Origin of the sequence: Bradyrhizobium sp. CCBAU 53338 (assembly GCF_015291665.1) — a bacterium.
Lineage (GTDB): Bacteria > Pseudomonadota > Alphaproteobacteria > Rhizobiales > Xanthobacteraceae > Bradyrhizobium.
In genome coordinates this window covers 892,969-917,695 of record NZ_CP030048.1, presented here as the reverse complement: position 1 = coordinate 917,695, position 24,727 = coordinate 892,969, and the positions used below count along the sequence as shown (strand labels likewise).

Here is a 24,727-nt window from a genome sequence, read left to right as displayed (position 1 = left end):
GTTATCGGGCGGAACTTCCGCCCCTCCGTAGCCCCGCGGCACATGAGCCTGACGATGCGCCTCCGCCTGTTAGGTCTGGCTGCAATCCTCGTCTCTTTTGCAAGCCCTTGTTTTGCCGGATCTTCCACCGCGATCCCGGTGAACAATCCGCCGGCCCGGCAGAACTCCCTGGTCGACATGCTCGCGTTGATGTCGGGCCACTGCAAGACACTGACGGTCGCAGGTCGCCGCTTTGCCTGCAAGACCGTGGCCTTTGCTCATGACGACAAGGGCCGGGTCAATTTCGCCGTCGCCGTCGACGACCCCAGCGACGAGAACCACGTCGTGTCGTTCTCCGGCGAGAACGGCAAGCGGGCCGACGACAATTCCTACGAGCTGCCGATCGACCGCATGCTGCTCAACTCCAAGAACCGGCCCAAGGTCGACGGCCTTCCGGTACCGGCAGAGCAGACCTCCACGGGTATCTGCCGCCAGACCGGCAATTTCGCCGCCAGGAAGGTGAACGACGTCACCTGCTCGGCGACCGACAACGAAGGCCGGACCTATGAACTGCTGTTCGTCTCCGACGGCAAGCCTGTGAGCGTGCGCCGCATCAGGCAGTCATCGCCCTCGATCCAGGATCCGTTCAAGTAGCGGCCATCACGCGAACGCCTTCTCCAGCGTCGCGAACATCACGGCGAGCGACTTGTCGTGGCGGGTCACGGCCGGCACCGGGCGGTCGATCTTCATCAGCTGATAGACCGCCGTCTGCGCCGCGCGCACCGAATATTCGACGGTGAAGACGACGTCTTCGGGAATCTCGACGAACTGGCTGACGAAAGCGAGGTTCACCGAATTCGTCGGCACCGGCAGCGGCCGGTCGCTGATGCTGCGCGGCATGAACATGCTGGTGATGTAGGGCATGCGGCAGGGAATGCAGATCGCGTCGTCGAACACGGCGCGGTCGAAATTCAAATGGCCGCAGAGCTCCCTCAGGATGTCGGCACCGCCGCAATCCGACATCGGCCTGGCGACGAAATTGCCGACGCGATCGGGATGCAGCGCGTAGCCCCAGAACACCTGGACGTTCTTCGGCTGGCCGGCGAAGTGCGGCTGGTGATAGAGGACGACCGACATCAGCCAGTTGGAATCCCTGAAGGTCACGAGCCCGCCGGTGCCGGCCTTGTTGCCGGAAAACGCTTCCATCCGGTCGAAGAAGCGCGGGTCACGGCAAGTCACCGTGAACGACAGCCAGTAGGATTCGGGAATCGAGCTGTTGAACGCCGACGGGTTGCCGAATTCGGGACGTCCCCTCGCAATCGTCTCCCAGAGCGCCCAGCCCTGGCTGTCGGCCTTGGTCAGATGCGGCGCGGGCTCGGTCATGGTGCCGAGGCTCGAGGCGTCCGTCATCGAGCCGTTCTGGAAGAACACGAGGTCACCGTCCTCGATACGGACATTGGCGGTGCGGCCATCGCGGTCGAGCACGAGTTGGCGCACCCGCAGCTTCTCGCCTGCCTGCTCGAAGGCCATGTCGGTGACGCGCGTGCCCCGCACGAATTGCACGCCTTGCCGCTTCAGCCAGTCCTCGAGCGGCCGCACGATCGCATCATATTGATTGTAGACCGTGCGCTTGACGCCGGCGAGCGTCTCGATGCGCGGGAATTCGTTCATGAAGCGGTGCAGATAGCGCTTCAGCTCGACGGCGCTGTGCCAGGGCTGGAAGGCAAAGGTGGTCTGCCACATGTACCAGAAGTTCGATTCGAAGAATTTTGGCGACAGCCAGTCGGTGATGCGACTGTCCCCCAACGTCTCTTCCGACGCTTCGGTGAGGCGCAGCAGTTCGAGTCGATCGCGGGCGGTGAAGCCCATATGCGAGACATCGATCTTGAAGCGGTTGCGATCGACCAGGCGCGCGCGCGAATGCGCGGGGTTCTCCACGTTGAACGCCACGGTCTCGTCGCGCACGCTGTGGCCCGGACGTTCGAGCGAAGGGATGTCCGACAGAAGATCCCAGGTGCATTCGTAATGGTCGGTGGTGAGCATCCGGCCGCCGCGCAGCGAATAGGCGCCGTTCTCGAGCAACGCACCGTCGAGACTGCCGCCGACCAGCGGCTGCGCCTCGTAGATCACGACGTCGCGCCCTGACAGATTCGCATCACGGATCAGGAACGCCGCGCCGGCGAGCGATCCGATGCCGCCGCCGATGAAATAAGCCTTCATGCCTTGCCTCGATTGCAGTCCAAGTCCCGGCCCGACATTGCATCGGCGCGCGATGGTCGAGATTGCGCTGGATCAAGCGCGGCCGAGGTCGCGATTTCAAATCGAAGTGAGTGCTCTGTCGTCTCGGAGCGCCACGGCTTCCCGCGCCGCACCCGTGAGGCCGTCCCGAAACGAGGGATAATCGGCATTGCCTGAGCCGGCGAACGCCTCGCATAGTCTGCAAAACTGCGGAATCCCTCGCCATGCCCCATCCCCTCCCTGCTCTCATCGTTGTCGACGTCCAACGGGCATTCGACGAATGGGAGGCTGCGGGCAAGCGGCGCAACAATCCGCATGCGGTGGCGCGCATCGCGGACCTGCTCGCAGCATTCAGGGCGCGCGGCGCGCCGATCTTCCACATCCGCCACGAAGGCACCAAGCCGAACTCGACCTTCCTGCCCTCGCGTTCCGGCTATGCCGTCAAGGACGAAGCGCGCGAGCAGGGCGGCGAGGTCGTGATCGTCAAGCGCGTCAACAGCGCCTTCATCGGCACCGACCTCGAGACACGCCTGCGCACTGACAACATCGCTACGCTGGTGATCTGCGGTGCCACCACCAATCATTGCGTGGAGACGACGACACGCATGGCCGGCAATCTCGGCTTCGATGCGCAACTCGTGCGCGATGCGACCTGGACATTCGACCGCGTCGGCCCCGATGGTGAGACGCATTCGGCCGAGGAGATCCACGCGATGACGTTGACGAATCTGAATGGTGAATTCGCCCGCATCGTGACCACGAACGAGGTGATCGCTTCGCTTGCAGCGCTGCGACAATAGACCTCAGCGCGCTTTCCGCGCTGATCGTCTGCGTCGTTTCGACGCCCGCCCTCGCCGGAACGCAAGCAGCGCCCATCTGTTGTCACTCGACTTCTCAACTGGAGTGATGACATGAAGTATCTCTTTGTCGCGATGGCTGTCGGCGCTGCGGCGTTGGCCGGTGGATCCGCAGCCAACGCGGCCGGCGGTGGCAAGGCCAAGCCGAGCACGCAGGCGCGCCAATCGACCGACATCAGCGCGCAGCACAGGCACGGCCATCGCGGTCATCGCCATCACCACTGGCGCCCGCATCACCACGGCTATTATCGTCCGCACTATCGCAGCTACGGCTACTATCCGCGGCACCACCGCTACTACGGCGGCGGACCCTATGGCTATTACGGCGGCGGCGGTCCCGGCGTGACGTTCAGCTTCGGCGGCAATCGCTGGTGAGGCAACAAGGCCCGCGGAGACGCGGGCCTTCCATTCTCATCCCCGCAGGATCATCTCCGCCGTTTCCAGCCCGCTCGCGAGCGCCGCCTCGACCGTTCCCATGTCGCGGCCGCGATAGAGCGCCTCGCCTGAGAACAGCACCGGGCCCTCGGCGCGCGCCAGGCGCTCCTGCGCCGCGCGCGTCCGCGGCGTCGCCCAGGAATAGGCGCCGCGGGCAAAGGGATCGTGCGCCCAGTTGGCGGCTTCGGCCGCCACGAGATCCCGTGCGATCTCCTCGCGCGGAATGCCGAAGATGGCGGCGAGCGAAGAGATCCCGGCGTCGATCAATCCCGGGAGATCAAGGTGCGACAGCTCCGCAGTCCGCGGACCGCCGAACCATCCCGTCAGCACCGGATGCTGGTCCGGACGCTGCGTCCACCACACCGGGATGGTCTCGTCCGACAACAGGAACAGCATATCGGCGAGCTCTTCGCGCCGCTTGCACCACCATGGCCGCGTAAATCGCAGCAGGATCTTGATGACGCTGCCGAAGCCGATATCGTCGGCGGCTGCCGCCTTTGCGCGCGCGGCTGATGGCAACGCGATCTCGCGCAATAGCGGCAGCGGCACGGTGACGATCACGCGATCGCAGAGTTGCACCTCGCCGCCGGCGCAGCGGACGGCGACCGAGCCCCCGTCCTCCTCGATCGTCGTGACCACGGCGCCGAAACGAATGGCAACGCCGGACTTGCGGCACTGCGCCGTCAGAAAATCGATCAGGCCGCCATAGCCGCCGTCGATGCGTGCCTGTGTCGCATGTCCGTCGTTCATCCATTCGTCCCGTAGCGCCAATGTCGAGGCACGCGCGGGGTCGGCCGCGTCATAGCCCTCGACCATGCGCTCGACGGCATGCCGCAACCGCGCGCAGTCCGGTCCTGCGAAATGACGGCGCAGGAACTCGGCGACGGTGAGATCCTCCGTCAGATCCTTCACTGCGGCATGAAGCTGTTCGTCGTAGGGATCGCGCGGGCTCTCGCGCGAGAATGTCGTGCCGTCGAAGCTCCATTGCGCGCCGCCAATCGTCCGCACCGTCAGCCCCGCCTCGCGCGCGAGGCCGCGGGTGATCGGTGCCTCGCCATGGACGAACTCGGCGCCCCCATCGGCGGGATAGCCGAACCTGGATGCTGGCAGCGGATGGATGCGCCCGCCGCAGCGCTCGCGCGCCTCCAGGATCGTGACGCGCCTGCCGCCGTGCGCGAGCACGCGCGCAGCCATCAGGCCGGCCGCGCCAGCGCCGACGATGACGATGTGCTCTGGCCTATCGGACATGCTGTTATTGGCGCGCAGAATCGTTCTGGATCAGATAGCGCAGCAGCAGCACGCCGCCGCCGAGATCCCGCGTGCTCTCCAGCGTCATCGCAGTGAGCGGCGCGCGCTTGTCGTGGTCTTCCTCGGTCGAATCGAAGACGAAGGGCGCACCTTTGGCGCCGTCGATCGCGGGGCTGAGGATCAGGTTGAACTCGTCGATCAGGCCGGCGCGCAGGAAGGCCCCGTTGGCGACACCGCCGCCTTCCACCAGCAGGCGCTTCACGCCAAGCTCGCGATTGAGAATCTCGATCGCCAGCGCGAGGTCGATCTCGGATTTGCCGGCGAAGATGTAGGACACGCCCTCGCCACGCAGGCCGGCGAGATGCGAATCCGGTACGCCCTCGGTCAGCACCGCCACGATTGGATCGCCGCCGATATCCGAGCGGCCCCAGCCGATCTTGCCGTGCGCATCGAGCACGACGCCGTAGGTCTTGACATTGTTCTTGGCATCGCGCCGCGCGAACCAGTTTTCGCGGGGCAGCTTCTCACCCGTCTCGGGATAGGGCTTGCCCTTGGCGAACTCCGAGCCGGTGACGCGGCCGATCACCCAGGCATCGCCGCCGAGTTCGTCATGGATCTTCTCGAACCAGTCGGTGCCGGCGCCCTTCGGGCGCCAGCGGCTCGGATGGGTGCGGCCGTCGAGGCTCGAATGCATCAGGCAGATGACGTAGGGCTTCATGCAAATTCTCTTCTCAGGCGGGCTTGTTGCCCTTGGCGCGATTGTTGACGATCGTCGCGAGCGGATTCAGTTTTGGCGGTGCGACCAGCAGAAGCGTATTGCTGTCATGATGGTTGAACGGCGCGCCGCGGACAAACAACGCGGTTTGGATCAGATAGCTCCAGCTGCCGTCGTCGTTGAAGGTGATGTCGCAACGGTAGGAGTCGGTGCGGAAGGCTCGTTCCAGGAAGTCGGTCGAGCAGATCCCGTAAGAAGTGTCGCCGCGCTTCGCCGTGACCGATATCTTCTTGTCATCCGCCTTGGCCTGGCCCGAAGCCAGCAGCACCTGTCCGCGCGGGATCGCCAGCGTCTGCATGATCAGTCCTGTCGCGGGCTCCCACAGCCAATAGCCGACCTGGTCGTGGAAGGTGATGTCTTCCTCGGGCGTATTGATGTGGATGTGATAGCGCAGCCCGTAGAACAGCTGCGGCCCGTTGGCCTGCGGATCAATCGGGTCCATCCGGATGTGCTCGATGAAGGTCCGCCGCTCCGGCCCATCCGCCTTCGGATTGATGTCGATGCCCTTGTCCGCCTGCCAGGTGCCGGCGAGCCGGCGGAGTGGCCCGAGATTGGCAAGACTGTCCGGAGAAACGTCCTCGGGCTCGGTGAAGATGTCGGCGGGAATGGGGAGCATGGCGACCTCGCAACGTTGCGCGCAGCAGCAATACCACACGGGTGGCGCGAATCGAGCGGAATGGAACCCGAAGGCTGCATGCGCGTTATGAGCCGTTGAGTGCGAGTCCTCGAAATCCGGGCTCGAATGGGCAAGGATGCCCAATCATGTCATGCGTCACGAGGGGGTCCGGTGCTGTCGGAGAAAGCTGCTCGGCAGTCAACTGAAGTGGGCTTCCCCTCCGACGGAGGCGAGCTGGGTGCGATGATGCGTGCCCTCGACTGGTCGCGCTCGCCGCTCGGACCTCCCCGCCAATGGTCCCAGGCCCTCAAGACGACGGTCAGCATGTTGCTGGCCGCTCAGGCCCAGATCGTGCTGTTCTGGGGCCCCGAATATGTCGCGCTGTACAACGACGCCTATGCGCCGGGCATCGGCGCCAATCACCCCCGCGCGCTCGGCCGTCCCGCAATCGAGAACTGGGGCGAGCTGTGGGACGATCTCGAGCCGCTGCTATCGGGCGTGCGCCAAACGAGAAAGACATTCGCGGCGAAGGACCGCCCATTCTACGTCGAGCGCCACGGTTACGGCGAGACGAGTTACTGGGACGTCTCCTACTCGGCCGTGCCCGATGACGATGGCTCGGTCGGCGGCGTTCTCTGCATCGTCTCCGAGACCACCGAGCGCGTTCTCGGCGAGACGCAGTTGCGGGCGAGCGAAGCGCGCTACAAGGAGCTGAACGCCACACTCGAACAGCGCGTGGCCGAACGCACCGCCGAGCGTCACTTGCTCGCCACCATCGTGGAAACCACCGACGGGCAGATCCAGGCGCTCGATCTCGGTTATCGCTGGCTCGCGATCAACGCCTCATGCGCGGACGCCTATCAGCGCATCTACGGCAAGCGGCCGAAGGTCGGCGATTCCCTGCACGAATTCCTCGCCGACCGGCCCGAGCATCTCGCGGCCGCCCTTGCGATCTGGGGCCGGGCGCTGGCTGGCGAAGCCTTCACCAATATCGAGGAGTTCGGCGATCCGCATTTCGACCGCCGCGTCTACGAGATGAAGTTCGAGGCGCTGCGCGCCCCCGACGGCACGCGGATCGGCGCGTTCCTGACCGGGACGGACGTGACCGATCGCCTGGAGGAGCAGGCGCGACTCGCACAGGCCGAGGAAGCGCTGCGCCAGGCCCAGAAGATGGAGGCGATGGGCCAGCTCACCGGGGGCGTCGCGCATGACTTCAACAATTTGCTGACGCCGATCGTCGGCCTGCTCGACCTGTTCCAGCGCAAGGGCATCGGTGGCGAGCGCGAGCATCGCCTGATCGCCGGCGCCGCGCAGGCAGCCGAGCGCGCCAAGACGCTGGTGCAGCGCCTGCTTGCCTTCGCGCGCCGGCAGCCGCTTCAGGCCGTTCCGGTCGACATCGGCCGGCTCGTGGCCGACATGGGCGAGCTGATCTCCAGCACGACAGGACCGCAGATCCAGGTGACGGTGGACACGCCGGACGGGCTTCCCGAGGCCATGGCCGATCCCAACCAGATCGAGATGGCGATCCTGAACCTCAGCGTGAACGCTCGCGATGCCATGCCCGACGGCGGACGCTTGCGCATCTCCGCCAAGGCCAGGACGATCGAAGCCTCGCAAGCCTATCGCCTGGCGCCGGGCGAGTATGTCTGCATCTCCGTCGCGGATACCGGCATCGGCATGGACGAGAAGACGCTGGCTCATGCCGTCGAGCCTTTCTTCTCGACCAAGGGCATCGGGCAAGGGACCGGTCTCGGCCTCTCGATGGTCCACGGCCTTGCCTCGCAGCTCGGCGGCGCGCTGATCATCAAGAGTGCGGTGGGATCAGGCACCACGGTGGAATTGTGGCTGCCGGTGAGCCATGCGGCCGCTGGCGCGATCGACGCCGTCACGGAGTCAAAACTGCGACCGCTGCCCGCCGGCACGGCGCTGCTGGTGGACGACGAGCCGCTGGTGCGCATGAGCACGGCCGAGATGCTGAGCGAACTCGGTTACCGCGTCGTCGAAGCGGCTTCCGCGGAGGACGCGCTTCAGCGCGTCAAGGACGGCCTGCGCCCGGACCTGCTGGTCACGGACCATCTGATGCCCGGCATGAGCGGAACGGACCTCGGGCTGGCGCTGCGCCATCAATACCCCGAGATCCAGATCCTCGTCGTGTCAGGCTACGCCAACAACGAAGGCATCACGCCGGACCTGTCGCGCCTGACGAAGCCGTTCCGAAGCGACGAGCTCGCGGCGAGCCTGGCGAATTTGGCGAACGCGGGACGGTAAGGGACGCTTGGGGGTCTTGATCCGGCGCGTCGGCTAGATCAGCGGTGCGCCCTGCCGCAGATTCATGTGGCGGTTGACGTCCTTGTAGAGCAGATAGCGGAACCGGCCGGGGCCGCCCGCGTAGCAGGCCTGCGGGCAGAACGCGCGCAGCCACATATAGTCGCCGGCTTCGACCTCCACCCAATCGCGATTGAGGCGATAGACCGCCTTGCCCTCGAGCACGTAAAGCCCGTGCTCCATGACATGGGTCTCGGTGAAGGGGATCGTCGCCCCCGGCTCGAAGGTCACGATGTTGATGTGCATGTCGTATCGCATGTCGGCGGGATCGATGAAGCGCGTGGTGGCCCACCGCCCCTCCGTATCGGGCATCGCCACGGGCGCGATCGATTCTTCGTTGGTCACGATCGGCTCGGGCTCGGCCAAACCTGGCACGCGCTGGTACAGCTTGCGAATCCAGTGGAGCTGGGTCGAGTTCGAGCTGCGATTGCGCAGGCTCCAGCCGCAGCCGGGCGGCAGATAGGCGAAGCCGCCGGCTTTCAGCTCCCTGTCCTTGCCCGCCAGCGTGAGCGTGACCTGCCCGCCCGCGACGAACAGCGCACCCTCGGCGTCCTTCTCGGGCTCGGGGATATCGCTGCCTCCCGCGGGCGCGATGTCCATCAGATAATGGGAGAACGTCTCGGCGAAACCGGAGAGCGGCCGCGCCAGCACCCAGACGCGCGTGTCGTCCCAGTGCGGCAGGTGGCTGACGACGATATCGCGCTGCACGCTGTTCGGAATGACGGCGTAAGCGGTCGTGAAGACCGCGCGGCCGCTCAGGAGATCCGTTTGCGGCGGCAGGCCGCCCTGCGGGACGTGATAGGTTCGCGACGACATCGTCAGGCCTCGTGGTGTTCAGGCATGAGATCGAGCTGCATGGTCTCGTCCAGCCAATATTCTTCGAGATTGTTGCCATCGCCCTTGCGGTCGACGACGAGGAACGGGCTTGAATCCTCGAGCACCAGCAGCGGATGGTGCCAGCAGTTGCGTGCATAGTTCACGCCCTGATGCCCCGTCGCCGCGAATGCCCGATAGCTCGCGGCATGGCGCGGATCGGTGCAAACCACGACCAGCCAGCTCACGCGACCAAGCGGCATGAACAACTGGCTGCCGAGCGGATGGCGTTCCATCAGGCGAATCGCGATCGGCGCAGGACGCAAGGAGGCGACAAACCAGCTGATGTTGGTCTGTCCGCCTTCCGCGGCGACGTCGATCTTGGCTAGGTCGTTGAAGCGCCTGGCAAAACCCTGGTTGATCGACAGGGGGATCACCCCCTCCGTTTCGATGACCTCGCCGAACGGCGCGAACGCCTGCTTCGTCAGGGGCTCGATCGAGAGGGTCGCCATCGTCAACCTCGCTTGTTTTCGCGCTCAGAGCGTTTGCAGGCCCGCGACGGGAGCAACCGCACCATCAGGCTCGGCCTGCAAGCTCTCGCGCAAGGGATCGATCTCGCCGTTCAGGATGCGATGCGCCTTGGCGTGATCGAGATCGCCCTCCCATGCGGCAACGACGACCGTCGCAACGCAGTTTCCGACATAATTGCCGAGCGCGCGAGCGATACCGATGAACCAGTCCACCGACAAGATCAGCACGAGGCCGATCGCCGGGATGGCCGGGATCGCCGACAGCGTCGCGGCGAGCACCACGATGGCCGAGCCCGGAACGCCATGGGCGCCCTTGGAGGTGAGCAGCGCGACGCCGAGGATCGCCAGAAGATCGCCCAGGGCCAGCGGCGTGTTGGTCGCCTGCGCGATGAAGACCGCCGCCAGGGTCAGGTAAATCGAGAACGCATCCAGGTTGAACGAGTACCCGGTCGGAATGACGAGGCCGACGGTCGATCGCTTGATGCCGAGCAGCTCGAGCTTGCGCATGGTCTGCGGCAGCACGCTGTCGCCCGCGGCCGTGCCGAGCACGATCATCAGTTCCTCGCGCAAGTATGCGAGCAGCTTGAACAGGCTGAAGCCGGACAGCCGCATGATCGATCCGAGGACGATCACCACGAACAGCACCACCGCCAGGTAGAACAGGCCGACGAGGCCACCGAGCTGCTTGAGCGAGCCGATGCCGTACTTGCCGACGGTGAACGCGATCGCGCCGAACACGCCGATCGGAGCGAGCCGGACGACGAAGTTCATCATCTTGAGGATGATCTCGTTGACGCGCTCGATGAAATCGACCACCGGCCTTGCGCGCTCGCCGCACAATGACACTGCGCAGCCGAACATGATCGAGACGATCAGGACTTGCAGGACGTCGCCGGAGCTGAACGCGCCGACGATGGTGGACGGGATCAGCTTCATCAGGAACTCGGAGACGCCGCCGCCGGCGACCTGGGCCGCGGTCTGGCTGAAGCCGCTGAGCGCCTTGGCATCGAGCGTGCTGGGATCGATGTTCATGCCGGCGCCGGGCTGGAAGTAGTAGGCGAGCGCGATGCCGAACACCAAGGCGATCGTCGTGACGATCTCGAAATAGAGCAACGAGCGAATCCCGACTCGTCCGACCTTTGAAAGGTCCCCGGCCGCCGAGATGCCCTGCACCACGACGCAGAACACGATGACGGGCACCAGCATCTTGATCAGCTTGATGAAGCCGTCGCCGAGCGGCTTCATCTGCAAGGCCGTATCCGGATAGGCCATACCGAGCGCGATGCCGAGTGCGAGTGCGACGACGACCTGGAAGAAGAGTGACTTGAAAATCCTGGGCATGAAAGTCTTGGGCATGGCTTTCCTCGCTCGCGGGGCTGGTGTCTGTCTGGCTTGGTCGGCTCGAGCCTTTCGCCATTCTTGTCATTGACAGCGGCGCGACGCCGCTGCGTGCAGGGCCGTCAGCCGCTTGCACGCGGACGAAGGCGCCATCGGTCATTCGTTGACCAGGTGCGACATCAAGTCCAATATATAGAACGACACGATTGATAGGTTTTCCCTATGGACCTCCGCCAGGTCAGGTACTTCATCGCGGTCGCCGAGGAGCGCAGCTTCACCCTCGCCGCGCGGCGGCTGAACTTGTCGCAGCCGCCGCTCAGCCAGCACATCCAGGCGCTCGAGGCCGAGCTCGGGACCCAGCTGCTCTACAGGACCAGCCGCAAGGTGGAGCTGACGCAGGCCGGCGAAGCGATGCTGCTGCGCGGGCGCGCCATCCTGCAGCAGGTCAAGTCCGCGGAAGACGAGGTGCGCTCGATCGGCGCCGGCCTGGTCGGAGCGCTGGATCTCGGCGCGACCGGCTCGATCCTGCGCGGCCGTCTCGCGGAGCTGCTGGCGGCCTACCGGGAGGTCGCGCCGTTGGTGAGGATGACGGTGCACGAGCAGGCGCCGGCGCGGCAGATCGCGGCGCTCCTCAACCGCACGACCAACATCTCGCTCATTCGCGGCGTTCCGACCGAACGCGAGCTGAGCAGCAAGCTGGCGTGGCGGGAAGAGGTCGTTCTCGCCGTACCCCGCACCCACCGCCTGGCCAAGCGCAAGCGCGTCGCCCTTGCCGAACTGGCCTCGGAGGATCACGTCGTCCTCGACCCCGACAGCTCCGACTTCGCGCGCTATGTGCAGACATGCTGCGTCGATGCCGGCTTCCTGCCGAAAGTGTCCCAGCAGGTCGTCGACGCGCAGTCGATCCCGAGCCTGATCGCGGCCGGCTTCGGCGTCGCCCTCGTGCCGCAGTCGATCGCGCGTTTCACCACAGCCGACATCGCGTTTCGCCCGATCAGACCCTCACCGCCCGCGGCCGACGTGTTCCTGGTGTTCAGACAGGACGAGACGTCGATGGTGGTGCACAATTTCATCAAGCTCGCGCTGCGGTATCTGGGGCAGAGGAGGAGGGTGGCGTAAATCGAGGGGCACGAGAGTGCCTGGCGAGACCACGCGCGCCTCGAGCAGGCTGCGGGAGCACAAAGGCGGTCGAATTTGTGGAGCTGGCTGGGTGGTTAGGCTCTCAGAAGAGCCGTGGTGCCCAGGGGCGGAATCGAACCACCGACACTGCGATTTTCAGTCGCATGCTCTACCAACTGAGCTACCTGGGCTTGCTGTGCGAAGGACCAAGGCCCATCGAGCGGGCGGTTTATAGTGGGCTCGCAGCGGCCTGTCTACCCACGCTTCGCCTTCGGCTTCGCGAGGCGCGGCCCGGCTGTGCACAAGGCGGGTCGGGTTTGCCGCGGCAAGCCGGCCATCCAGGCAAGCCATTGATATTACTTTTTATTCTACGTCGTCCACCTCGTCGTCCCGGCCGGGGATGATGTAGGAGCCCTTGAGCCAGCGGTTCAGGTCGACGTCACGGCAGCGCGAGGAGCAGAACGGGCGGGTGGCCTGCGCCTGCGGCTTGCCGCAGATCGGGCAGGTCTTGAGGGGCGAGGCGGGCTTTTTGACGTGGTCGTCCATGATGGCGGCAGTCTACACGAGATGAGAGGGTTCAAGCGCCCCTCGGCAAACGGATTCCTTCGGCGGAGGCGCGTGCGCCGCGCCGGCCGATCCTACTGTGCATGGGGTTGTTTTCGAGATCCTGGTCAGACCGCGGTGGCGTTGAGCCAGCCGAAGCGGATCGGAAAGCCCTCGCCGCCGAGCAGCGTCGTGGTCTCGTACAGCGGCAGGCCGACCACATTGGTGTAGGAGCCCACCATCTTCACCACGAACGATCCGGCGATGCCCTGCACGGCATAGCCGCCGGCCTTGCCGCGCCATTCGCCGGAGCCGATATAGGCCTGGATGTCGTCTTCCGAGAGGCGCTTGAAGCGGACGCGGGTCTCCACTAGGCGCTGGCGGAACGCCTCGCGCGGCGTCACCAGACAGATCGCGGTATAGACGCGGTGGTTGCGGCCCGACAGCAGCCGCAGGCACTGCGCGGCCTCGTCCACGAGGTTGGCCTTGGGCAGGATGCGGCGGCCGACGGCTACCACCGTGTCGGCGGACAGGATGAAGGCACCGCGCAGCTCGTCGTCGAGCTGGACTGATTTGAGCGCCGCATCGGCCTTGGCTCGCGCGAGGCGGTTGGCGCAGGCGCGCGGCAGCTCGCCCCGCTTCGGCGTCTCGTCGACATCGGCCGGCCGGAGCGCGTCCGGGTCGATGCCGGCCTGGTTGAGCAGCGACAGGCGCCGCGGCGAACCGGAGGCAAGAACGAATTTGGGGCGGCCGAGCATCAGGTGATTTTTGGGAGATTTGGCAGGGGATGAATTGCGCGCGGAACCTATCGGAAGGGGGCTGATTTCACAACCCGGAACCCGGACTTTGCTGATTCGAGGTGTCCGACATGGCTGTGCCCTCAATCTGTGACGCGGGTGTTACGGACACCGCATCCTACCCGCTCGCGGCGCCGACCTTGGCAAAGCGCCGGCGGATGCGCATCAGGAGCTGGTCGCAGACCTCGCGGTAGGCGGCGAGCTTCTGGTCGCGGCTGCCTTCGATGGTGGTGGGATCCTGCGTCGGCCAGTATTCGACGTCGGCAGCAAGCGTCCGCGTCAGCTCCAGCGCCTTGTGGTGCGCCTCGGGCGACAGCGTGATGATGAGATCGAAATTCAGCCCCTCCCAATCCTCCAGCTCCTCGAAAGTCTGCGGCTTGTGGGTCGAGATGTCCTGGTCGAGCTCGGCCATCACGGCCACCGCGAACGGATCGAGCTCGCCTTTTCTCGCGCCGGCCGACTTCACGTAGAGGCCTTGCGGAAACATGTGCTGCAACAGGCTCGCGGCCATCGGCGAGCGCACGCTGTTCATCGCGCAAGCGAACAGCACCGATTGCGGATTGCTTGCGCGTGGGGGCGCAGCCATCCGCGTTTAGCCCTTCCAGTGAAGAACAGTGATGAGCGTGAACAGCCGGCGCGAGGTCTCGAAGTCGACCCGCACCTTGCCCTTCAACCGCTCCTGCAGCGTGCGCGATCCCTCGTCATGGATGCCGCGGCGCCCCATGTCGATGGCCTCGATCTTGTCCGGGGTCGCCGTACGGATCGCCTGGTAGTAGCTGTCGCAGATCATGAAATAGTCCTTCACGATCCGCCGGAACGGCGTCAGCGACAACAGATGCGCGACCACGGGCGTGCCGTCCTCCTGGCGGATGTCGAACATCAGCCGGCTGCCGGTGATGCCGATATGCAGCGTGAACGGGCCCTTGCCGTCGGCGCCATCGGGCGCGAACAGATTCTGCTCGATCAGGTCGTAGATCGCGATCGCACGCTCATGCTCGATGTCGGGGCCGGAACGGCCGATCGAGTCCTCGTCGAGGGTGACCGCGACGATGCGATTGGTCGAGTCGTCCTGTTCGGGCGGCTTTGTCATGACAGATTGAGGCGCAATCCAATCGAGCGCGAATGGGCGTCCAGCCCCTCCGCTTGTCCGAGCGTCATCGCGGCCGGCCCCAGCGCACGCAGCTGGTCCGGGCCGCATTTCAGGATCGAGGTGCGCTTCATGAAATCGGCGACCCCGAGTCCTGAGGAGAATCGCGCCGAGCGCGCCGTCGGCAGCACGTGGTTGGAGCCGCCGACATAATCGCCGATCGCCTCGGGCGTATGCGCGCCGAGGAACACGGCGCCGGCGTTGCGGATTTTTGCAGCGAGCGCGTCGGGATCTGCGGTCATGATCTCGAGATGCTCGGCGGCGATCGCATCCGCAAGCGGGATGGCCTCAGTGAGGTTCTTCACCATGATGATCGCGCCGAAATCGGCCCAGGACTTGCCGGCAATCGCGGCGCGCGGCAGCGTCTTCAGCTGCGCTTCGACCGCCTTCTCGACATCGGCGGCGAGACGCGCCGAGTCCGTGACCAGGATCGACTGCGCGCTGGCATCGTGCTCGGCCTGCGCCAGGAGATCGGCGGCGATCCAGTCGGCATTGCCGGTGTCGTCGGCAATCACCAGCACCTCGGAGGGACCGGCAATCATGTCGATGCCGACCTTGCCGAACACTAGCCGTTTTGCGGCAGCGACGTAGGCGTTGCCGGGGCCGACGATCTTGGCGACCGGCGCGATCGTCGCGGTGCCGTAGGCGAGCGCGGCGACGGCCTGCGCGCCGCCGACGCGGTAGATCTCGGTGACGCCGCCGAGCGAAGCCGCCGCCAGCACCAGCGGATTGAGCTTGCCGTCCGGCGAGGGCACCACCATCACGAGGCGCGTCACCCCCGCGACCTTGGCCGGCACCGCGTTCATCAGCACCGAGGACGGATAGGCGGCGGTGCCGCCGGGCACGTAGAGGCCGGCGGATTCGATTGCGGTGTAGCGCCAGCCGAGCTCGACGCCGAGCGGGTCGGTGAAGCGCTCGTCCTTCGGCAACTGCCGGCGGTGGTAAACCTCGATGCGATCGCGCGCGAGCTCGAGCGCATCCAGCGTCCCGGCCTCGCATGCTTCTTTCGCGGCTTCGATCTCGGCGGCCGAGACGCGCAGGCCGGAGGCATCCAGCTTGAGCCGGTCGAATTTTGCGGTGGCCTCGAGCAGGGCGGCATCGCCCCGCCTGGCCACGTCATCGACGATGGCGCGCGCGGCGGCCTCGACGTCGGCCGAGACCTCGCGCTTGGCGGCGAGGAAGGCCGCGAATCGCTGGTCAAATTCGGCGCTGCTGCGGTCGAGACGAACGGGCATTTTGGGCTTGGCTTCTGCTGGTTTGCGGGGCGCAGTGCGGCTCACAGGCCCCCCTGCTCAATGGCGCGGCGGGGAAGCTGCGTCAACCCTTGGGAGCGACCGTTCCGGACGAGCGCCTGAGCCGGCTCGGCTGGTATACAGGCCACCTCACCCCTCCCCCTCGATTCCGACTCCCGTCCCCAGTTCGTCCGCCCCGAGATCGGTGAGCTGGCATTCCAGGCATTCGACATCGAGGCGGATGGCGCCGCCCTGGGCGAACAGCAGCAGCGCGCTGCCGCCAGGCTCATCGTCGCGGCCGTCCTGGGGATGAAACTCGATGCCGACGAGATCCAGGACCGCTTCAGGGGCGGCGAGATCGATGTTGCGCGATTTGCAGGCAAGCACCCGGTCGAAGCGAAGCGCTGACACCAGCCGGCGCGGCTCTGTCTCGCCCGCGAGCGTCTGCTCCCAATCCAGCCGGCTCATGCCGACCACCAGACGCTTCTCGCCCTGTCGCCAGACGATGTCCGACGGCTGCACGCGGGCATCCTGCACATGGGTCGAGATCACGGCGAGATCGTCGGCATCGAGCGCGATCAGTTTGAGCTGGGGAGACATCACCGACACTTCTCCTCGATGGCTGATACGGCTCAACGCGCGGGGTAGCCGAAATTTCCCCGCAAACTAGCGGGCCTTCGGACAACGGACTAGAGGCTATTGATATCCTTCATCTCCAGCACCTTGCTGGGATAGCCGACCCGGGCGACATGAAGCATGGCGCGGCCCATCTGCTCGGTCGATGTGACGAGCCCGGGCGAGATCCGGCGCAGCACCGACCACAGCGGCGAGGTCAAACAACCCTGTCTCGCCGCCACCGCGGCGTAGCCACCCTCTCTCGCAAACAGGAGAGGGTCAGAGCCAACGCTCAGCTCTTGAAGAACGCCAGCAGATCCGCGTTGATGGTTTCGGCTTCCGTGGTCGGCATGCCGTGCGGAAAGCCCTTGTAGGTCTTCAGCGTGCCGTTCTTGAGCAGCTTGGCCGACAGCGGCGCGGAATCGGCGTAGGGCACGATCTGGTCGTCGTCGCCATGCATCACCAGCACCGGCACGTTGATCTTCTTCAAATCCTCGGTGAAATCGGTCTGCGAGAACGCGACGATGCCGTCGTAATGCGCTTTCGCGCCGCCCATCATGCCCTGGCGCCACCAGTTCTGGATCACCGCTTCCGACGGTTTTGCGCCGGGACGGTTGTAGCCGTAGAACGGCCCGGCGGCGATGTCGCGATAGAACGCCGAACGGCCGGCGGCGAGCGCGGCCTGGAAGCCGTCGAACACGCTCTTCGGCAGACCGCCGGGATTGGCGTCCGTCTTCACCATCAGCGGCGGTACCGCGGAGAGGATCGCGGCCTTCGCGACGCGGGACTCGCCGTGGCGCGCGATGTAGTGCACGACCTCGCCGCCGCCGGTGGAATGTCCGACATGGAGCGCGTTCTTGAGGTCGAGATGCGCGGTGACCGCCGCGAGATCGTCGGCATAATGATCCATGTCGTGGCCGTCGGCGACCTGCGCCGAGCGGCCATGGCCGCGACGGTCATGAGCGATCACGCGATAGCCGCGGATGACGAAGAACATCATCTGCGCGTCCCAGTCGTCGGATGACAGCGGCCAGCCATGGCTGAACACGATCGGCTGGCCCGAGCCCCAATCCTTGTAGAAGATCTCGACACCGTCCATGGTGGTGATGGTAGGCATTGGGGAGTTCCTTTCGTCGTGGTCAGAAACGATCAGGCGAACGCCATCGGCTTGTAGCGGCGCCAGGCGCCGATGGTCACCACGACGAAGAACACCAGCACGATGCCCTGCACTGCCGCGAACACCGGGCCGGACGGAGGCGCCGGCGGCACGGCCGGCGCCAGTGCGGCGAGCGCCGGAATCTTCAGGAACGACTGGATGATCAGCACGAAGACGTTGAAGTAGAGCGAGATCATCGCGGTCACGATGTAGACCGGGCGCCAGGCGCCTTTGAGCTTCATGCCGTAGAGCGCGAGGCAGGCGATCGCGAGCAGCACCAGCGAGATGCCGGCTATGATGTAGGAGGGCAGCAGTTCCTTGAACGGAAACAGAAAGCCCGTCGCGTTGGTCAGGATGGTGAAGAGGAGGAAGACCGCGGTGAGGCCCGGCATCGACTTCGAGCCGAGCAGACCGAACATCACGATCAGGCCCGCGGCGATGGCGATCAGGCTGATGACGACATGGACCAGTGTGAAGGCTTGCAGGCTCATCCCGAGAACCATGGCATCTCTCCTACTCTCTGCGTTGAGATCGGAGGATTGATATTACGGTCCTCATCGGATTGCCACATGCGGCACGATCACACATGCGCGTCCAGCCATGCATCATCGTGCGAATCGACAAATGCATGACTGAATCTTTTGCAGCGCTGTCACAAACGACGGCAGCTTTCGACGAAAGTTGAATCGGTCGACGCGCTCACACGTCCTTGGTGTCGAAGATCAAGAGATCGGCGCCGCCGCTTGCGAATTTCGGCACGTCGCCGGCGGCCGCCTTGCCAGCTTCGCTGCCGAAGGCCTTCTGGATGTCGCCCACGCTGTCGAAGGAGAGAATGGCGACGAGGTGAACGCCTGAGGGACCCGCTGGCGAGCCGACTGCGCCGGTGCTGACGGCGTATTTCTTCAGGCCCGGAAGTTTCTTCGCAAGAGGAATGTGAGTCTCGGCGTAATGCTTGTCGAAGGCGGCGGCGTCCTTGGGCGTCTTGTAGAGCACGACGAGTTCGGCCATTTAGTCCTCCCGTTGAATCTTTGTTCTTCCACGCGATTGGTCGCGCGACGCGGCAATAGTCCGTGGGACACGACAAGATGGCAAGTCACAATCGGCTTGCCGTCTGCTTGTCCTGTCCTTGACTTATTTTTTCGAGCACGATCTTGCCGGAAAACCGCTTCACACTTATCCGGATCGTGCTCTAAAGCGCCGGTTTTGCGGCGTCGCCGAGATAGCCGTGCAGCGAAGCCACGACCTGCGCGCCTTCGCCGATGGCGCCGCCGACGCGCTTGACCGAGCCGGAGCGGACGTCGCCGACGGCGTAGACGCCGGGTACGGAGGTCTCGAGCGGCGCCACCAGCCTGCCCTGGTTCAGCTCGGACTGCGCACCCGTGACGACGAAGCCGCCGCGATCGAGCGTGACGCCGCACCCGTCGAGCCAGCCGGTGGCGGGATCGGCGCCGACGAACAGAAAGAGATTCTTGATGTCGGCAAAATCCTCGTCATCGGACAGCCTGCTCTTCCAGCGTATCCGCCGCAGCAGCGAGGCCTCGTCGCCTTCGAGCGCCGTGATCTCGGTGTTGAACAGCAATTCGATGTTCGGGGTCGCCTCGATGCGCTCGATGAGATAGCGCGACATGCTGGCGCCAAGGCCGCCGCCGCGGATGATCATCAAAACCTTCTTGGCGTGTCCCGAGAGGAACACTGCGGCCTGCCCCGCCGAATTGCCGGCGCCGACCAGCGCCACTTCCTCGCCGGCGCACAGCTTGGCCTCGACCGGGGAGGCCCAGTACCAGACGCCGCGGCCCTCGAACTTGTCGAGATTGGCGATCTCAGGCCGGCGATAGCGCGCACCGCTGGCGACCACCACCGCGCGCGAGCGCAAGGGATCGCTGCCGTCGAGCGCAACTGCAAACGCGCCGTCCTTGCGCGTGCAGTCGAGCGACTTCACCGTGACGGGGATCATGATGTCGGCGCCGAATTTCTGCGCCTGGTTGAAGGCGCGCGCGGTCAGCGCCTGGCCGGAAATGCCGGTCGGGAAGCCCAGATAGTTTTCGATGCGCGCGCTGGCGCCGGCCTGGCCGCCGAAGGCTCTGATATCGAGCACGGCGACCGACAGCCCTTCGGAGGCCGCATAAACGGCGGTGGCGAGCCCCGCCGGTCCGCAGCCGACGATCGCGACGTCGTAGATGCGGTCATTGCGCGGGCCGCCGATCATACCGATCGCGCGCGCGACCTCGGTCTCGCTGGGGTTGCGCAGCACCGCGCCGTCCGACGTGACCACCAGCGGCCAGTCCTCCGGCTTCGGCGAATAGCGCGCGATCAATTCGGCGGCGTCGCGATCGCGCTCGGGATCGAGCAGATGATGCGGCTGGCCGTTGCGGGTGAGGAACCCCTGCAAGCGCACCACGCCGGCGGAATGCGAGGAGCCGATCAGCACGATGCCGCCGACGCCCGCCTGGAGCAGATTGACCCGCCGCAGAATCAGCGCACGCATGATGCGCTCGCCAAGCTCGGCCTCGGCGACCAGCAGCGCGCGCAGGCGCTCGGGCGGCAGCAGCAGCGTCTCGACGTCGCCTTCGGCGCGGCCATCGACCAGGGCCGGCCGGCCGGAGAGCTGGCTGAGCTCGGCCAGAAATTGCCCCGGTCCCTGGTCAATCAGCGGGGTGACATGACCGAGCCCGTCGCGCTGGGTGATGGCGACATGGCCCTTGAGCACGACGAACATGCCCGGCCCCGGCTTGCCGGTCTCGAACAGCAGCTCACCATGATGATAGGTGCGGAGCTCGCCGAAATGCCTGAGTCGCTCGATCTCGGCTGAGGTCAGCGTCGGAAACGTCTGCTCGGGGCGGGTGAAACGCGACATCTGCGCGTTCCTGTCGGTCTGGTCCTGCTCGGTCTGCCCGATGGCCACGTCAATGCACTCCAAATTTCTATTTGCCGGCCTCGCCGGCGGCCCCCTCATTTAGGGAACCATCTTCGTTTTGCGAGGGATCGACACTTGCGGAGCGTTCGCGCGCCTGCGCCTTGCGCCGCTTCAGATTCTCCCGCAGCGCCGATTTCAGGCGGTCGTCCCGCGATGTGCGGTCTTGTCTCGTGGTCTTGTCGTTCTGGTCAGCCATCACGGGTCCATACAGCGGTCGGCAGTAACATGCCCAGGGATTGCGGCAGCTCAAGAGGCCCTGATGGTCCCGATCGTGCGAAATCCAAAATGGGTCGAATCCGCTCCATTGGCCAACTGGCCAGTTGGTGGGGGAAGCGGAACCAAAATCGACGCAAAGTCGGTCGTTTCGAGCCGAAACAGCCGTAATACCCCCGATATCGCCCCGATTTTCTCGCTTTGGCCGCCCTTGCAAGCTTGCACAGCGTGGAGGCCTGTGGCAGATATCGGCCCGCTTGGTAGGCCCCTCGGGCGGCCGATTCTAATCCCAGCACATGCTGCCGTAGCTCAGTGGTAGAGCACTCCATTGGTAATGGAGAGGTCGACAGTTCAATCCTGTCTGGCAGCACCATTTCATCTTCTGGAAACAAGCACGGATCGGCATTCTCGCGGCATCGAACGCCCGAGTTTTGCCCGTTGCCGTTGCCCTCCTCTTGTGAAGAGGGCGCAGGGAAGACCGGGTGCCGACAGGCACCCGCGGTCCGCTGCGCGAAAGTGTAGCGCAAGGAAACCGCACAGCAGCATACAGGTGACGCCGAACACTCGGCCTTCCCTGCGCGATGGTTGGACGGCTTATGCCGTGCTCTCCCGGGAGCCGAATTCCTTCTGGCCTCCCTCGCCCGACGGAAGTCACCGGCACCGCGCCGGTTGGCGCAATGCCGCATCCGCAAGTGCTTGACCGTAGCGACGACGGCCGGGACCACACGGTTTTGCCGTACGCATAGGCGCCGTTCGTACGACACGGCTTGTGCCGGGCTCACGGGGTTCGGCTCAATCCTCTGCCCCGCCCTGCCCTCACATCCGCGCCGGCGCCGCTGCGTCCACCGCATCCCCGGCCCACGTTCGCGACGACGTACGATCGCCCCTCTCCTCGGGCCGGGATGGCGCAGAGAATGCCTGAATTCCGAATTTCGGTAAAGTGGAATATTTTCGCGCAGGAGGGTTGACTGGCTTCGGCGGGAGGCGGGTGTTTTGCCCGACAGGCCACCTCTTCAACAACGCGCGAGCCTCAGTCTCCGAGGCGCTTGGCAGCGGAAGGCTCGGGCCTCGAGGCCCGATCATCGCTCGCCTTCATGAGGCTCGCGACCGTTCGACGCGCCTCTTCGATCATCCGTGCGATTTCACGTGAATGGCCGACCAGCTCATCGATGGCAGGGTCATTCTTGAACTCCGACAGAACGATTCTGATGCAGCTGTTTGCCGTGTTGAAGATCCTGAGCACCCGCATCATTTCGGCGGGCGTCACGCGTTCGTACTGCATCTCGAGCGTGAATGCTTCGACGGCCTTCCAGATCTCATTCAACCGACTGACGGCCTTTGAGGCAGACGCGCTTGCTTGCGCCGGGAATGCCACGACATTCGACATCAGCGTTCCTTGTCTCGATTTCTTGAACTTTCGCGTTTAGTATGTCGTTAATCATCTAAAGCGCAACAAACTTCCCTATCGGAATTCAGTAAGCGCTTTCAGCAGCAGATTCGTCATCGCAGCGATCGCTCCCGGCATCATGCCGGATTCCCCATCACGATACCTGCGCGTGATTCACGCACCGATGATGTTCCTATCGAGATCCGGCGAGTTGCGCGTCTTTCTCGGCAGGATAGTTCATCTCCGACTCGAATCTCTCCAAATTTCGATAGGCCGCTTAATCGCATCGACACTTCACTTCGCTAGGCTGCCGACAGCGCGTACGAAGCTCGTGCCGGGCCGCGAGACGCAAAGCATTCCGCAAACTTACGGAGATCTGGCGAATGAAGCCGCGCCTTTCGATCAAGCTGCGCATCTACGGTATCATCGGGTTGAGCTTCTGCGGCCTGTTGGGCCTCGCCGCCGTACAGATCCACAATCTTGCCGTCTCGCTCCGTGAGCAGCGCCAGAACGAGCTGAGCCATCTCGTTCAATCAGCGCTCGGCATCGCCAGGAGCGAGTACGACAAATCGCAGCGCGACAAGACGCCGGATGACGTCGCCCGTCAGCGCGCGGCCGAAGAGATCGGCAAGCTTCGCTACGGCAACGGAGACTATTTCTGGATCAACGATCTGGAACCGCGCATGATCATTCACCCGATCAAGCCGGAGCTCAACGGACAGGATCTCGGCAACATCGAGGATCCGACCGGGAAGCGTCTGTTCATGGAGTTCGTCGACACGGTCAAGCGCCAGGGAGCCGGCGTGGTCGAATATCAATGGCCGAAGCCCGGCAAGGACGCGCCGCAACCGAAACTGTCCTATGTCGCGGGCTTCGCGCCGTGGGGATGGGTGATCGGCAGCGGCGTCTACATCGACGATCTGGACGCGCAGGTCTGGTCGAGCGTGAAAACCCTGATCATCGCCGGGCTCTGCATCGTCCTCGTTCTCGGCGCGATCACGCTGGTCATCGCCCGCGGGATGTCGTCGGCGCTCTCTTCGATGACCTCGGCGCTGAATTCGCTCGGCGCAGGGCAATTCGACGTGAAGCTGCCGGGCCTCAATCGCGCCGACGAGATCGGCGACATGGCGCGCTCGATCGAGCAATTCAAGATCAAGGCTGCCGAGAAGGTACGCGAGGAAGCTGCTGCGGAAGAGCAACGACGCCTGCAGGCCGAGGAGGCCAAGGCGGCCGCACTTCAGGAGATGGCCGAGACGGTCGAGCGCGAGACCAACGCAGCCGTCACCGAGGTCGCGAACGGCACCACCCGGATGGCCGACAACGCGACCCAGATGAACGACACCGCACGCACGCTCGGCCAGAACTCCAGCAGTGTCGCGGCCGCGGCCGAAGAAGCGCTCACCAATGCGCAGACGATGGCGAAGGCCTCCTCGCACATGGCGGCATCGATTACAGCGATCGCCCAGCAGGTCTCCTCCTCCCGCGACCTGACACAGCGGGCGGTCACCGCGTCCGCCGAGGCACAATCGACCATTGCGCGGCTGGAAGAGGCAGCCGGCAAGGTCGGCGCCGTGACCAACCTGATCAGCGAGATCGCCGGGCAGACCAACCTGCTGGCGCTCAACGCCACGATCGAGGCGGCCCGCGCCGGTGAGGCCGGACGCGGCTTTGCCGTGGTCGCATCCGAGGTGAAGTCGCTCGCCGAGCAGACCGCCAAGGCGACCAGCGAAATCTCGCAGCAGATTGCCGAGATCCAGGAATCGACACGCGCCTCGGTGCAGTCGATCAGCGCGATCGGCGAGGTCATTCGCAACGTCGAAACCGTCTCGACGACCATCGCCGACGCCATAGAGCAGCAGAATACCGTCACGCTCGAGATCTCGCGTACCGTCGAGGAAACGTCGCTCGCCGCCCGCGAGGTTGCCGCTCAGATCGCCTCGGTCTCGCGCGAGGCCGTCGAGACGGGACGTCGTGCTGCCGAAATCCGACATGGTTCGGTCGATATCGCCCAGAAGGTCGACGAACTGCGACTGACGCTGGTTCGCGTCATCCGCACCTCGACGTCGGATGTCGACCGCCGCACGGCAACGCGGCTGGAGGTCAGCCGTCCCGGCACGCTGCTGGTGGCCGGAAAGCCCTTCGGCGTCGTCGTCCGGGACATTTCGGGCGGCGGCGCGAGGATCGACGATATCCCGGCGAATTGGCCGATCGGCACCCAGGTTCGGCTGCGGATCGAGGGCAGTTCGGCAGACCTTGCCGGAACCGTCGCGCGGATCGACGGACGCTCGGCGTTGGTGAAGTTCTCATCGGCGAGCGCGCAGGACGCCGCGCTCGCGAAGCTGCTTCAGGAGGCCGCTTAGCTCTCCGGTCAGCACGACCGCGAATGCCGCTTTTTCCCAACCCACGACTGCGTTAATATGATGGAACTCATATCATTGCAGCTGATTCGA

General features: G+C 65.0%; 26 protein-coding genes and 2 tRNA genes. 7 read left to right on the top strand and 21 right to left on the bottom strand.

Annotated features, from left to right (window positions below; genetic code table 11):
• Positions 1-54: 54 nt before the first annotated feature.
• Entirely contained in the window at positions 55-633 is a 579-nt protein-coding gene (locus XH90_RS04430; protein ID WP_194479391.1) for a hypothetical protein, read from the top strand.
• 6 nt (positions 634-639) lie between these two features.
• Here the strand turns inward: XH90_RS04430 and XH90_RS04425 are convergent, their stop codons facing one another.
• Positions 640-2,199, bottom strand: coding sequence for an oleate hydratase (locus XH90_RS04425; RefSeq protein ID WP_194479390.1), 1,560 nt, complete (start codon positions 2,197-2,199; stop codon positions 640-642).
• A 242-nt stretch (positions 2,200-2,441) separates the two neighbouring features.
• Between XH90_RS04425 and XH90_RS04420 the strand changes: the two genes are divergently transcribed.
• Both XH90_RS04420 and XH90_RS04415 read left to right on the top strand, forming a co-directional pair.
• Complete coding sequence (locus tag XH90_RS04420) at positions 2,442-3,017, top strand: cysteine hydrolase family protein (protein ID WP_194479389.1); 576 nt, start codon at positions 2,442-2,444, stop codon at positions 3,015-3,017.
• 111 nt (positions 3,018-3,128) lie between these two features.
• Positions 3,129-3,449 carry a hypothetical protein gene (locus XH90_RS04415; RefSeq protein ID WP_194479388.1) on the top strand — a complete coding sequence of 107 codons (321 nt, stop codon included), beginning with the start codon at positions 3,129-3,131 and terminating at the stop codon, positions 3,447-3,449.
• Between the two features lie 36 nt (positions 3,450-3,485).
• Here XH90_RS04415 and XH90_RS04410 read toward each other — a convergent pair whose 3' ends face one another.
• From XH90_RS04410 to XH90_RS04400, 3 genes are read right to left on the bottom strand one after another with little or no spacing between them, the layout of a single operon-like run.
• Positions 3,486-4,757 (bottom strand): NAD(P)/FAD-dependent oxidoreductase, encoded by a 1,272-nt coding sequence (locus XH90_RS04410; RefSeq protein ID WP_194479387.1) that lies wholly within the window; start codon positions 4,755-4,757, stop codon positions 3,486-3,488.
• A gap of 4 nt (positions 4,758-4,761) precedes the next feature.
• Positions 4,762-5,475, bottom strand: coding sequence for a dihydrofolate reductase family protein (locus tag XH90_RS04405; RefSeq protein ID WP_194479386.1), 714 nt, complete (start codon positions 5,473-5,475; stop codon positions 4,762-4,764).
• Positions 5,476-5,488: 13 nt separating this feature from the next.
• Entirely contained in the window at positions 5,489-6,148 is a 660-nt protein-coding gene (locus XH90_RS04400) for an FABP family protein (RefSeq protein ID WP_194479385.1), read from the bottom strand.
• Positions 6,149-6,391: 243 nt separating this feature from the next.
• On the opposite strand from XH90_RS04400, the gene XH90_RS04395 reads away from it, so the two are divergent.
• Complete coding sequence (locus tag XH90_RS04395; RefSeq protein ID WP_246755693.1) at positions 6,392-8,416, top strand: PAS domain-containing sensor histidine kinase; 2,025 nt, start codon at positions 6,392-6,394, stop codon at positions 8,414-8,416.
• A 33-nt stretch (positions 8,417-8,449) separates the two neighbouring features.
• On the opposite strand, the gene XH90_RS04390 is transcribed toward XH90_RS04395, so the two are convergent.
• Genes XH90_RS04390 through XH90_RS04380 form a run of 3 tightly spaced genes read right to left on the bottom strand, consistent with a single transcriptional unit; the run spans position 8,450 to position 11,157 of the window.
• Entirely contained in the window at positions 8,450-9,289 is an 840-nt protein-coding gene (locus XH90_RS04390) for a bifunctional allantoicase/(S)-ureidoglycine aminohydrolase (RefSeq protein WP_194479384.1), read from the bottom strand.
• 2 nt (positions 9,290-9,291) lie between these two features.
• Positions 9,292-9,798 carry an ureidoglycolate lyase gene (locus XH90_RS04385; protein ID WP_194479383.1) on the bottom strand — a complete coding sequence of 169 codons (507 nt, stop codon included), beginning with the start codon at positions 9,796-9,798 and terminating at the stop codon, positions 9,292-9,294.
• 24 nt (positions 9,799-9,822) lie between these two features.
• Complete coding sequence (locus XH90_RS04380; RefSeq protein ID WP_194482587.1) at positions 9,823-11,157, bottom strand: C4-dicarboxylate transporter DctA; 1,335 nt, start codon at positions 11,155-11,157, stop codon at positions 9,823-9,825.
• A gap of 219 nt (positions 11,158-11,376) precedes the next feature.
• On the opposite strand from XH90_RS04380, the gene XH90_RS04375 reads away from it, so the two are divergent.
• Positions 11,377-12,273, top strand: a complete 897-nt coding sequence (locus XH90_RS04375; RefSeq protein ID WP_194479382.1) for a LysR substrate-binding domain-containing protein — start codon at positions 11,377-11,379, stop codon at positions 12,271-12,273.
• 115 nt (positions 12,274-12,388) lie between these two features.
• Here the strand turns inward: XH90_RS04375 and XH90_RS04370 are convergent.
• The 13 genes from XH90_RS04370 to XH90_RS04310 form a co-directional block, all read right to left on the bottom strand.
• A tRNA-Phe gene (locus XH90_RS04370) sits at positions 12,389-12,464 on the bottom strand.
• 172 nt (positions 12,465-12,636) lie between these two features.
• Positions 12,637-12,819 carry a DNA gyrase inhibitor YacG gene (gene yacG / locus XH90_RS04365; RefSeq protein WP_194479381.1) on the bottom strand — a complete coding sequence of 61 codons (183 nt, stop codon included), beginning with the start codon at positions 12,817-12,819 and terminating at the stop codon, positions 12,637-12,639.
• A gap of 125 nt (positions 12,820-12,944) precedes the next feature.
• Positions 12,945-13,574: a Maf-like protein gene (locus tag XH90_RS04360; RefSeq protein WP_194479380.1), complete on the bottom strand. Its 630-nt coding sequence runs from the start codon at positions 13,572-13,574 to the stop codon at positions 12,945-12,947.
• Between the two features lie 157 nt (positions 13,575-13,731).
• A complete protein-coding gene (locus tag XH90_RS04355; protein WP_194479379.1) occupies positions 13,732-14,199 on the bottom strand; it encodes a low molecular weight phosphatase family protein in 468 nt (155 codons plus the stop codon).
• 6 nt (positions 14,200-14,205) lie between these two features.
• Positions 14,206-14,703, bottom strand: a complete 498-nt coding sequence (locus tag XH90_RS04350; protein ID WP_194479378.1) for a UPF0262 family protein — start codon at positions 14,701-14,703, stop codon at positions 14,206-14,208.
• Positions 14,700-15,995: a histidinol dehydrogenase gene (gene hisD / locus XH90_RS04345; protein WP_194479377.1), complete on the bottom strand. Its 1,296-nt coding sequence runs from the start codon at positions 15,993-15,995 to the stop codon at positions 14,700-14,702. The genes XH90_RS04350 and hisD overlap by 4 nt, the downstream gene beginning before the upstream one ends.
• Positions 15,996-16,142: 147 nt before the next feature.
• A complete protein-coding gene (locus XH90_RS04340; protein WP_194482586.1) occupies positions 16,143-16,592 on the bottom strand; it encodes a DUF2948 family protein in 450 nt (149 codons plus the stop codon).
• Positions 16,593-16,681: 89 nt separating this feature from the next.
• Positions 16,682-16,828 carry a hypothetical protein gene (locus tag XH90_RS04335; RefSeq protein ID WP_246755692.1) on the bottom strand — a complete coding sequence of 49 codons (147 nt, stop codon included), beginning with the start codon at positions 16,826-16,828 and terminating at the stop codon, positions 16,682-16,684.
• Positions 16,829-16,899: 71 nt separating this feature from the next.
• On the bottom strand, positions 16,900-17,724 hold the full coding sequence (locus XH90_RS04330; protein WP_194479376.1) for an alpha/beta fold hydrolase: 825 nt from the start codon (positions 17,722-17,724) through the stop codon (positions 16,900-16,902).
• A gap of 32 nt (positions 17,725-17,756) precedes the next feature.
• Positions 17,757-18,266, bottom strand: a complete 510-nt coding sequence (locus tag XH90_RS04325) for a hypothetical protein (RefSeq protein ID WP_194479375.1) — start codon at positions 18,264-18,266, stop codon at positions 17,757-17,759.
• A gap of 196 nt (positions 18,267-18,462) precedes the next feature.
• Entirely contained in the window at positions 18,463-18,771 is a 309-nt protein-coding gene (locus XH90_RS04320) for an EthD family reductase (RefSeq protein WP_194479374.1), read from the bottom strand.
• A 181-nt stretch (positions 18,772-18,952) separates the two neighbouring features.
• On the bottom strand, positions 18,953-20,617 hold the full coding sequence (locus XH90_RS04315) for an FAD-dependent oxidoreductase (protein WP_371748356.1): 1,665 nt from the start codon (positions 20,615-20,617) through the stop codon (positions 18,953-18,955).
• Positions 20,618-20,684: 67 nt separating this feature from the next.
• On the bottom strand, positions 20,685-20,873 hold the full coding sequence (locus XH90_RS04310) for a hypothetical protein (RefSeq protein ID WP_194479372.1): 189 nt from the start codon (positions 20,871-20,873) through the stop codon (positions 20,685-20,687).
• A 315-nt stretch (positions 20,874-21,188) separates the two neighbouring features.
• On the opposite strand from XH90_RS04310, the gene XH90_RS04305 reads away from it, so the two are divergent.
• Positions 21,189-21,263: transfer RNA gene (locus XH90_RS04305), tRNA-Thr, on the top strand.
• Between the two features lie 657 nt (positions 21,264-21,920).
• Here the strand turns inward: XH90_RS04305 and XH90_RS04300 are convergent.
• The gene (locus XH90_RS04300; protein WP_194479371.1) at positions 21,921-22,277 is read right to left on the bottom strand and encodes a hypothetical protein; all 357 of its coding nucleotides are present in this window, start codon (positions 22,275-22,277) and stop codon (positions 21,921-21,923) included.
• 383 nt (positions 22,278-22,660) lie between these two features.
• Between XH90_RS04300 and XH90_RS04295 the strand changes: the two genes are divergently transcribed.
• On the top strand, positions 22,661-24,637 hold the full coding sequence (locus XH90_RS04295; RefSeq protein WP_194479370.1) for a cache domain-containing protein: 1,977 nt from the start codon (positions 22,661-22,663) through the stop codon (positions 24,635-24,637).
• Positions 24,638-24,727: the final 90 nt, after the last annotated feature.

Coding starts and splice junctions, on each gene's coding strand:
- XH90_RS04430 (WP_194479391.1), top strand. CDS start 55: ATGCGCCTCCGCCTGTTAGGTCTGGCTGCAATCCTCGTCTCTTTTGCA.
- XH90_RS04425 (WP_194479390.1), bottom strand. CDS start 2,199: ATGAAGGCTTATTTCATCGGCGGCGGCATCGGATCGCTCGCCGGCGCG.
- XH90_RS04420 (WP_194479389.1), top strand. CDS start 2,442: ATGCCCCATCCCCTCCCTGCTCTCATCGTTGTCGACGTCCAACGGGCA.
- XH90_RS04415 (WP_194479388.1), top strand. CDS start 3,129: ATGAAGTATCTCTTTGTCGCGATGGCTGTCGGCGCTGCGGCGTTGGCC.
- XH90_RS04410 (WP_194479387.1), bottom strand. CDS start 4,757: ATGTCCGATAGGCCAGAGCACATCGTCATCGTCGGCGCTGGCGCGGCC.
- XH90_RS04405 (WP_194479386.1), bottom strand. CDS start 5,475: ATGAAGCCCTACGTCATCTGCCTGATGCATTCGAGCCTCGACGGCCGC.
- XH90_RS04400 (WP_194479385.1), bottom strand. CDS start 6,148: ATGCTCCCCATTCCCGCCGACATCTTCACCGAGCCCGAGGACGTTTCT.
- XH90_RS04395 (WP_246755693.1), top strand. CDS start 6,392: ATGATGCGTGCCCTCGACTGGTCGCGCTCGCCGCTCGGACCTCCCCGC.
- XH90_RS04390 (WP_194479384.1), bottom strand. CDS start 9,289: ATGTCGTCGCGAACCTATCACGTCCCGCAGGGCGGCCTGCCGCCGCAA.
- XH90_RS04385 (WP_194479383.1), bottom strand. CDS start 9,798: ATGGCGACCCTCTCGATCGAGCCCCTGACGAAGCAGGCGTTCGCGCCG.
- XH90_RS04380 (WP_194482587.1), bottom strand. CDS start 11,157: ATGCCCAGGATTTTCAAGTCACTCTTCTTCCAGGTCGTCGTCGCACTC.
- XH90_RS04375 (WP_194479382.1), top strand. CDS start 11,377: ATGGACCTCCGCCAGGTCAGGTACTTCATCGCGGTCGCCGAGGAGCGC.
- yacG (WP_194479381.1), bottom strand. CDS start 12,819: ATGGACGACCACGTCAAAAAGCCCGCCTCGCCCCTCAAGACCTGCCCG.
- XH90_RS04360 (WP_194479380.1), bottom strand. CDS start 13,574: ATGCTCGGCCGCCCCAAATTCGTTCTTGCCTCCGGTTCGCCGCGGCGC.
- XH90_RS04355 (WP_194479379.1), bottom strand. CDS start 14,199: ATGGCTGCGCCCCCACGCGCAAGCAATCCGCAATCGGTGCTGTTCGCT.
- XH90_RS04350 (WP_194479378.1), bottom strand. CDS start 14,703: ATGACAAAGCCGCCCGAACAGGACGACTCGACCAATCGCATCGTCGCG.
- hisD (WP_194479377.1), bottom strand. CDS start 15,995: ATGCCCGTTCGTCTCGACCGCAGCAGCGCCGAATTTGACCAGCGATTC.
- XH90_RS04340 (WP_194482586.1), bottom strand. CDS start 16,592: ATGTCTCCCCAGCTCAAACTGATCGCGCTCGATGCCGACGATCTCGCC.
- XH90_RS04330 (WP_194479376.1), bottom strand. CDS start 17,724: ATGCCTACCATCACCACCATGGACGGTGTCGAGATCTTCTACAAGGAT.
- XH90_RS04325 (WP_194479375.1), bottom strand. CDS start 18,266: ATGGTTCTCGGGATGAGCCTGCAAGCCTTCACACTGGTCCATGTCGTC.
- XH90_RS04320 (WP_194479374.1), bottom strand. CDS start 18,771: ATGGCCGAACTCGTCGTGCTCTACAAGACGCCCAAGGACGCCGCCGCC.
- XH90_RS04315 (WP_371748356.1), bottom strand. CDS start 20,617: ATGTCGCGTTTCACCCGCCCCGAGCAGACGTTTCCGACGCTGACCTCA.
- XH90_RS04310 (WP_194479372.1), bottom strand. CDS start 20,873: ATGGCTGACCAGAACGACAAGACCACGAGACAAGACCGCACATCGCGG.
- XH90_RS04300 (WP_194479371.1), bottom strand. CDS start 22,277: ATGTCGAATGTCGTGGCATTCCCGGCGCAAGCAAGCGCGTCTGCCTCA.
- XH90_RS04295 (WP_194479370.1), top strand. CDS start 22,661: ATGAAGCCGCGCCTTTCGATCAAGCTGCGCATCTACGGTATCATCGGG.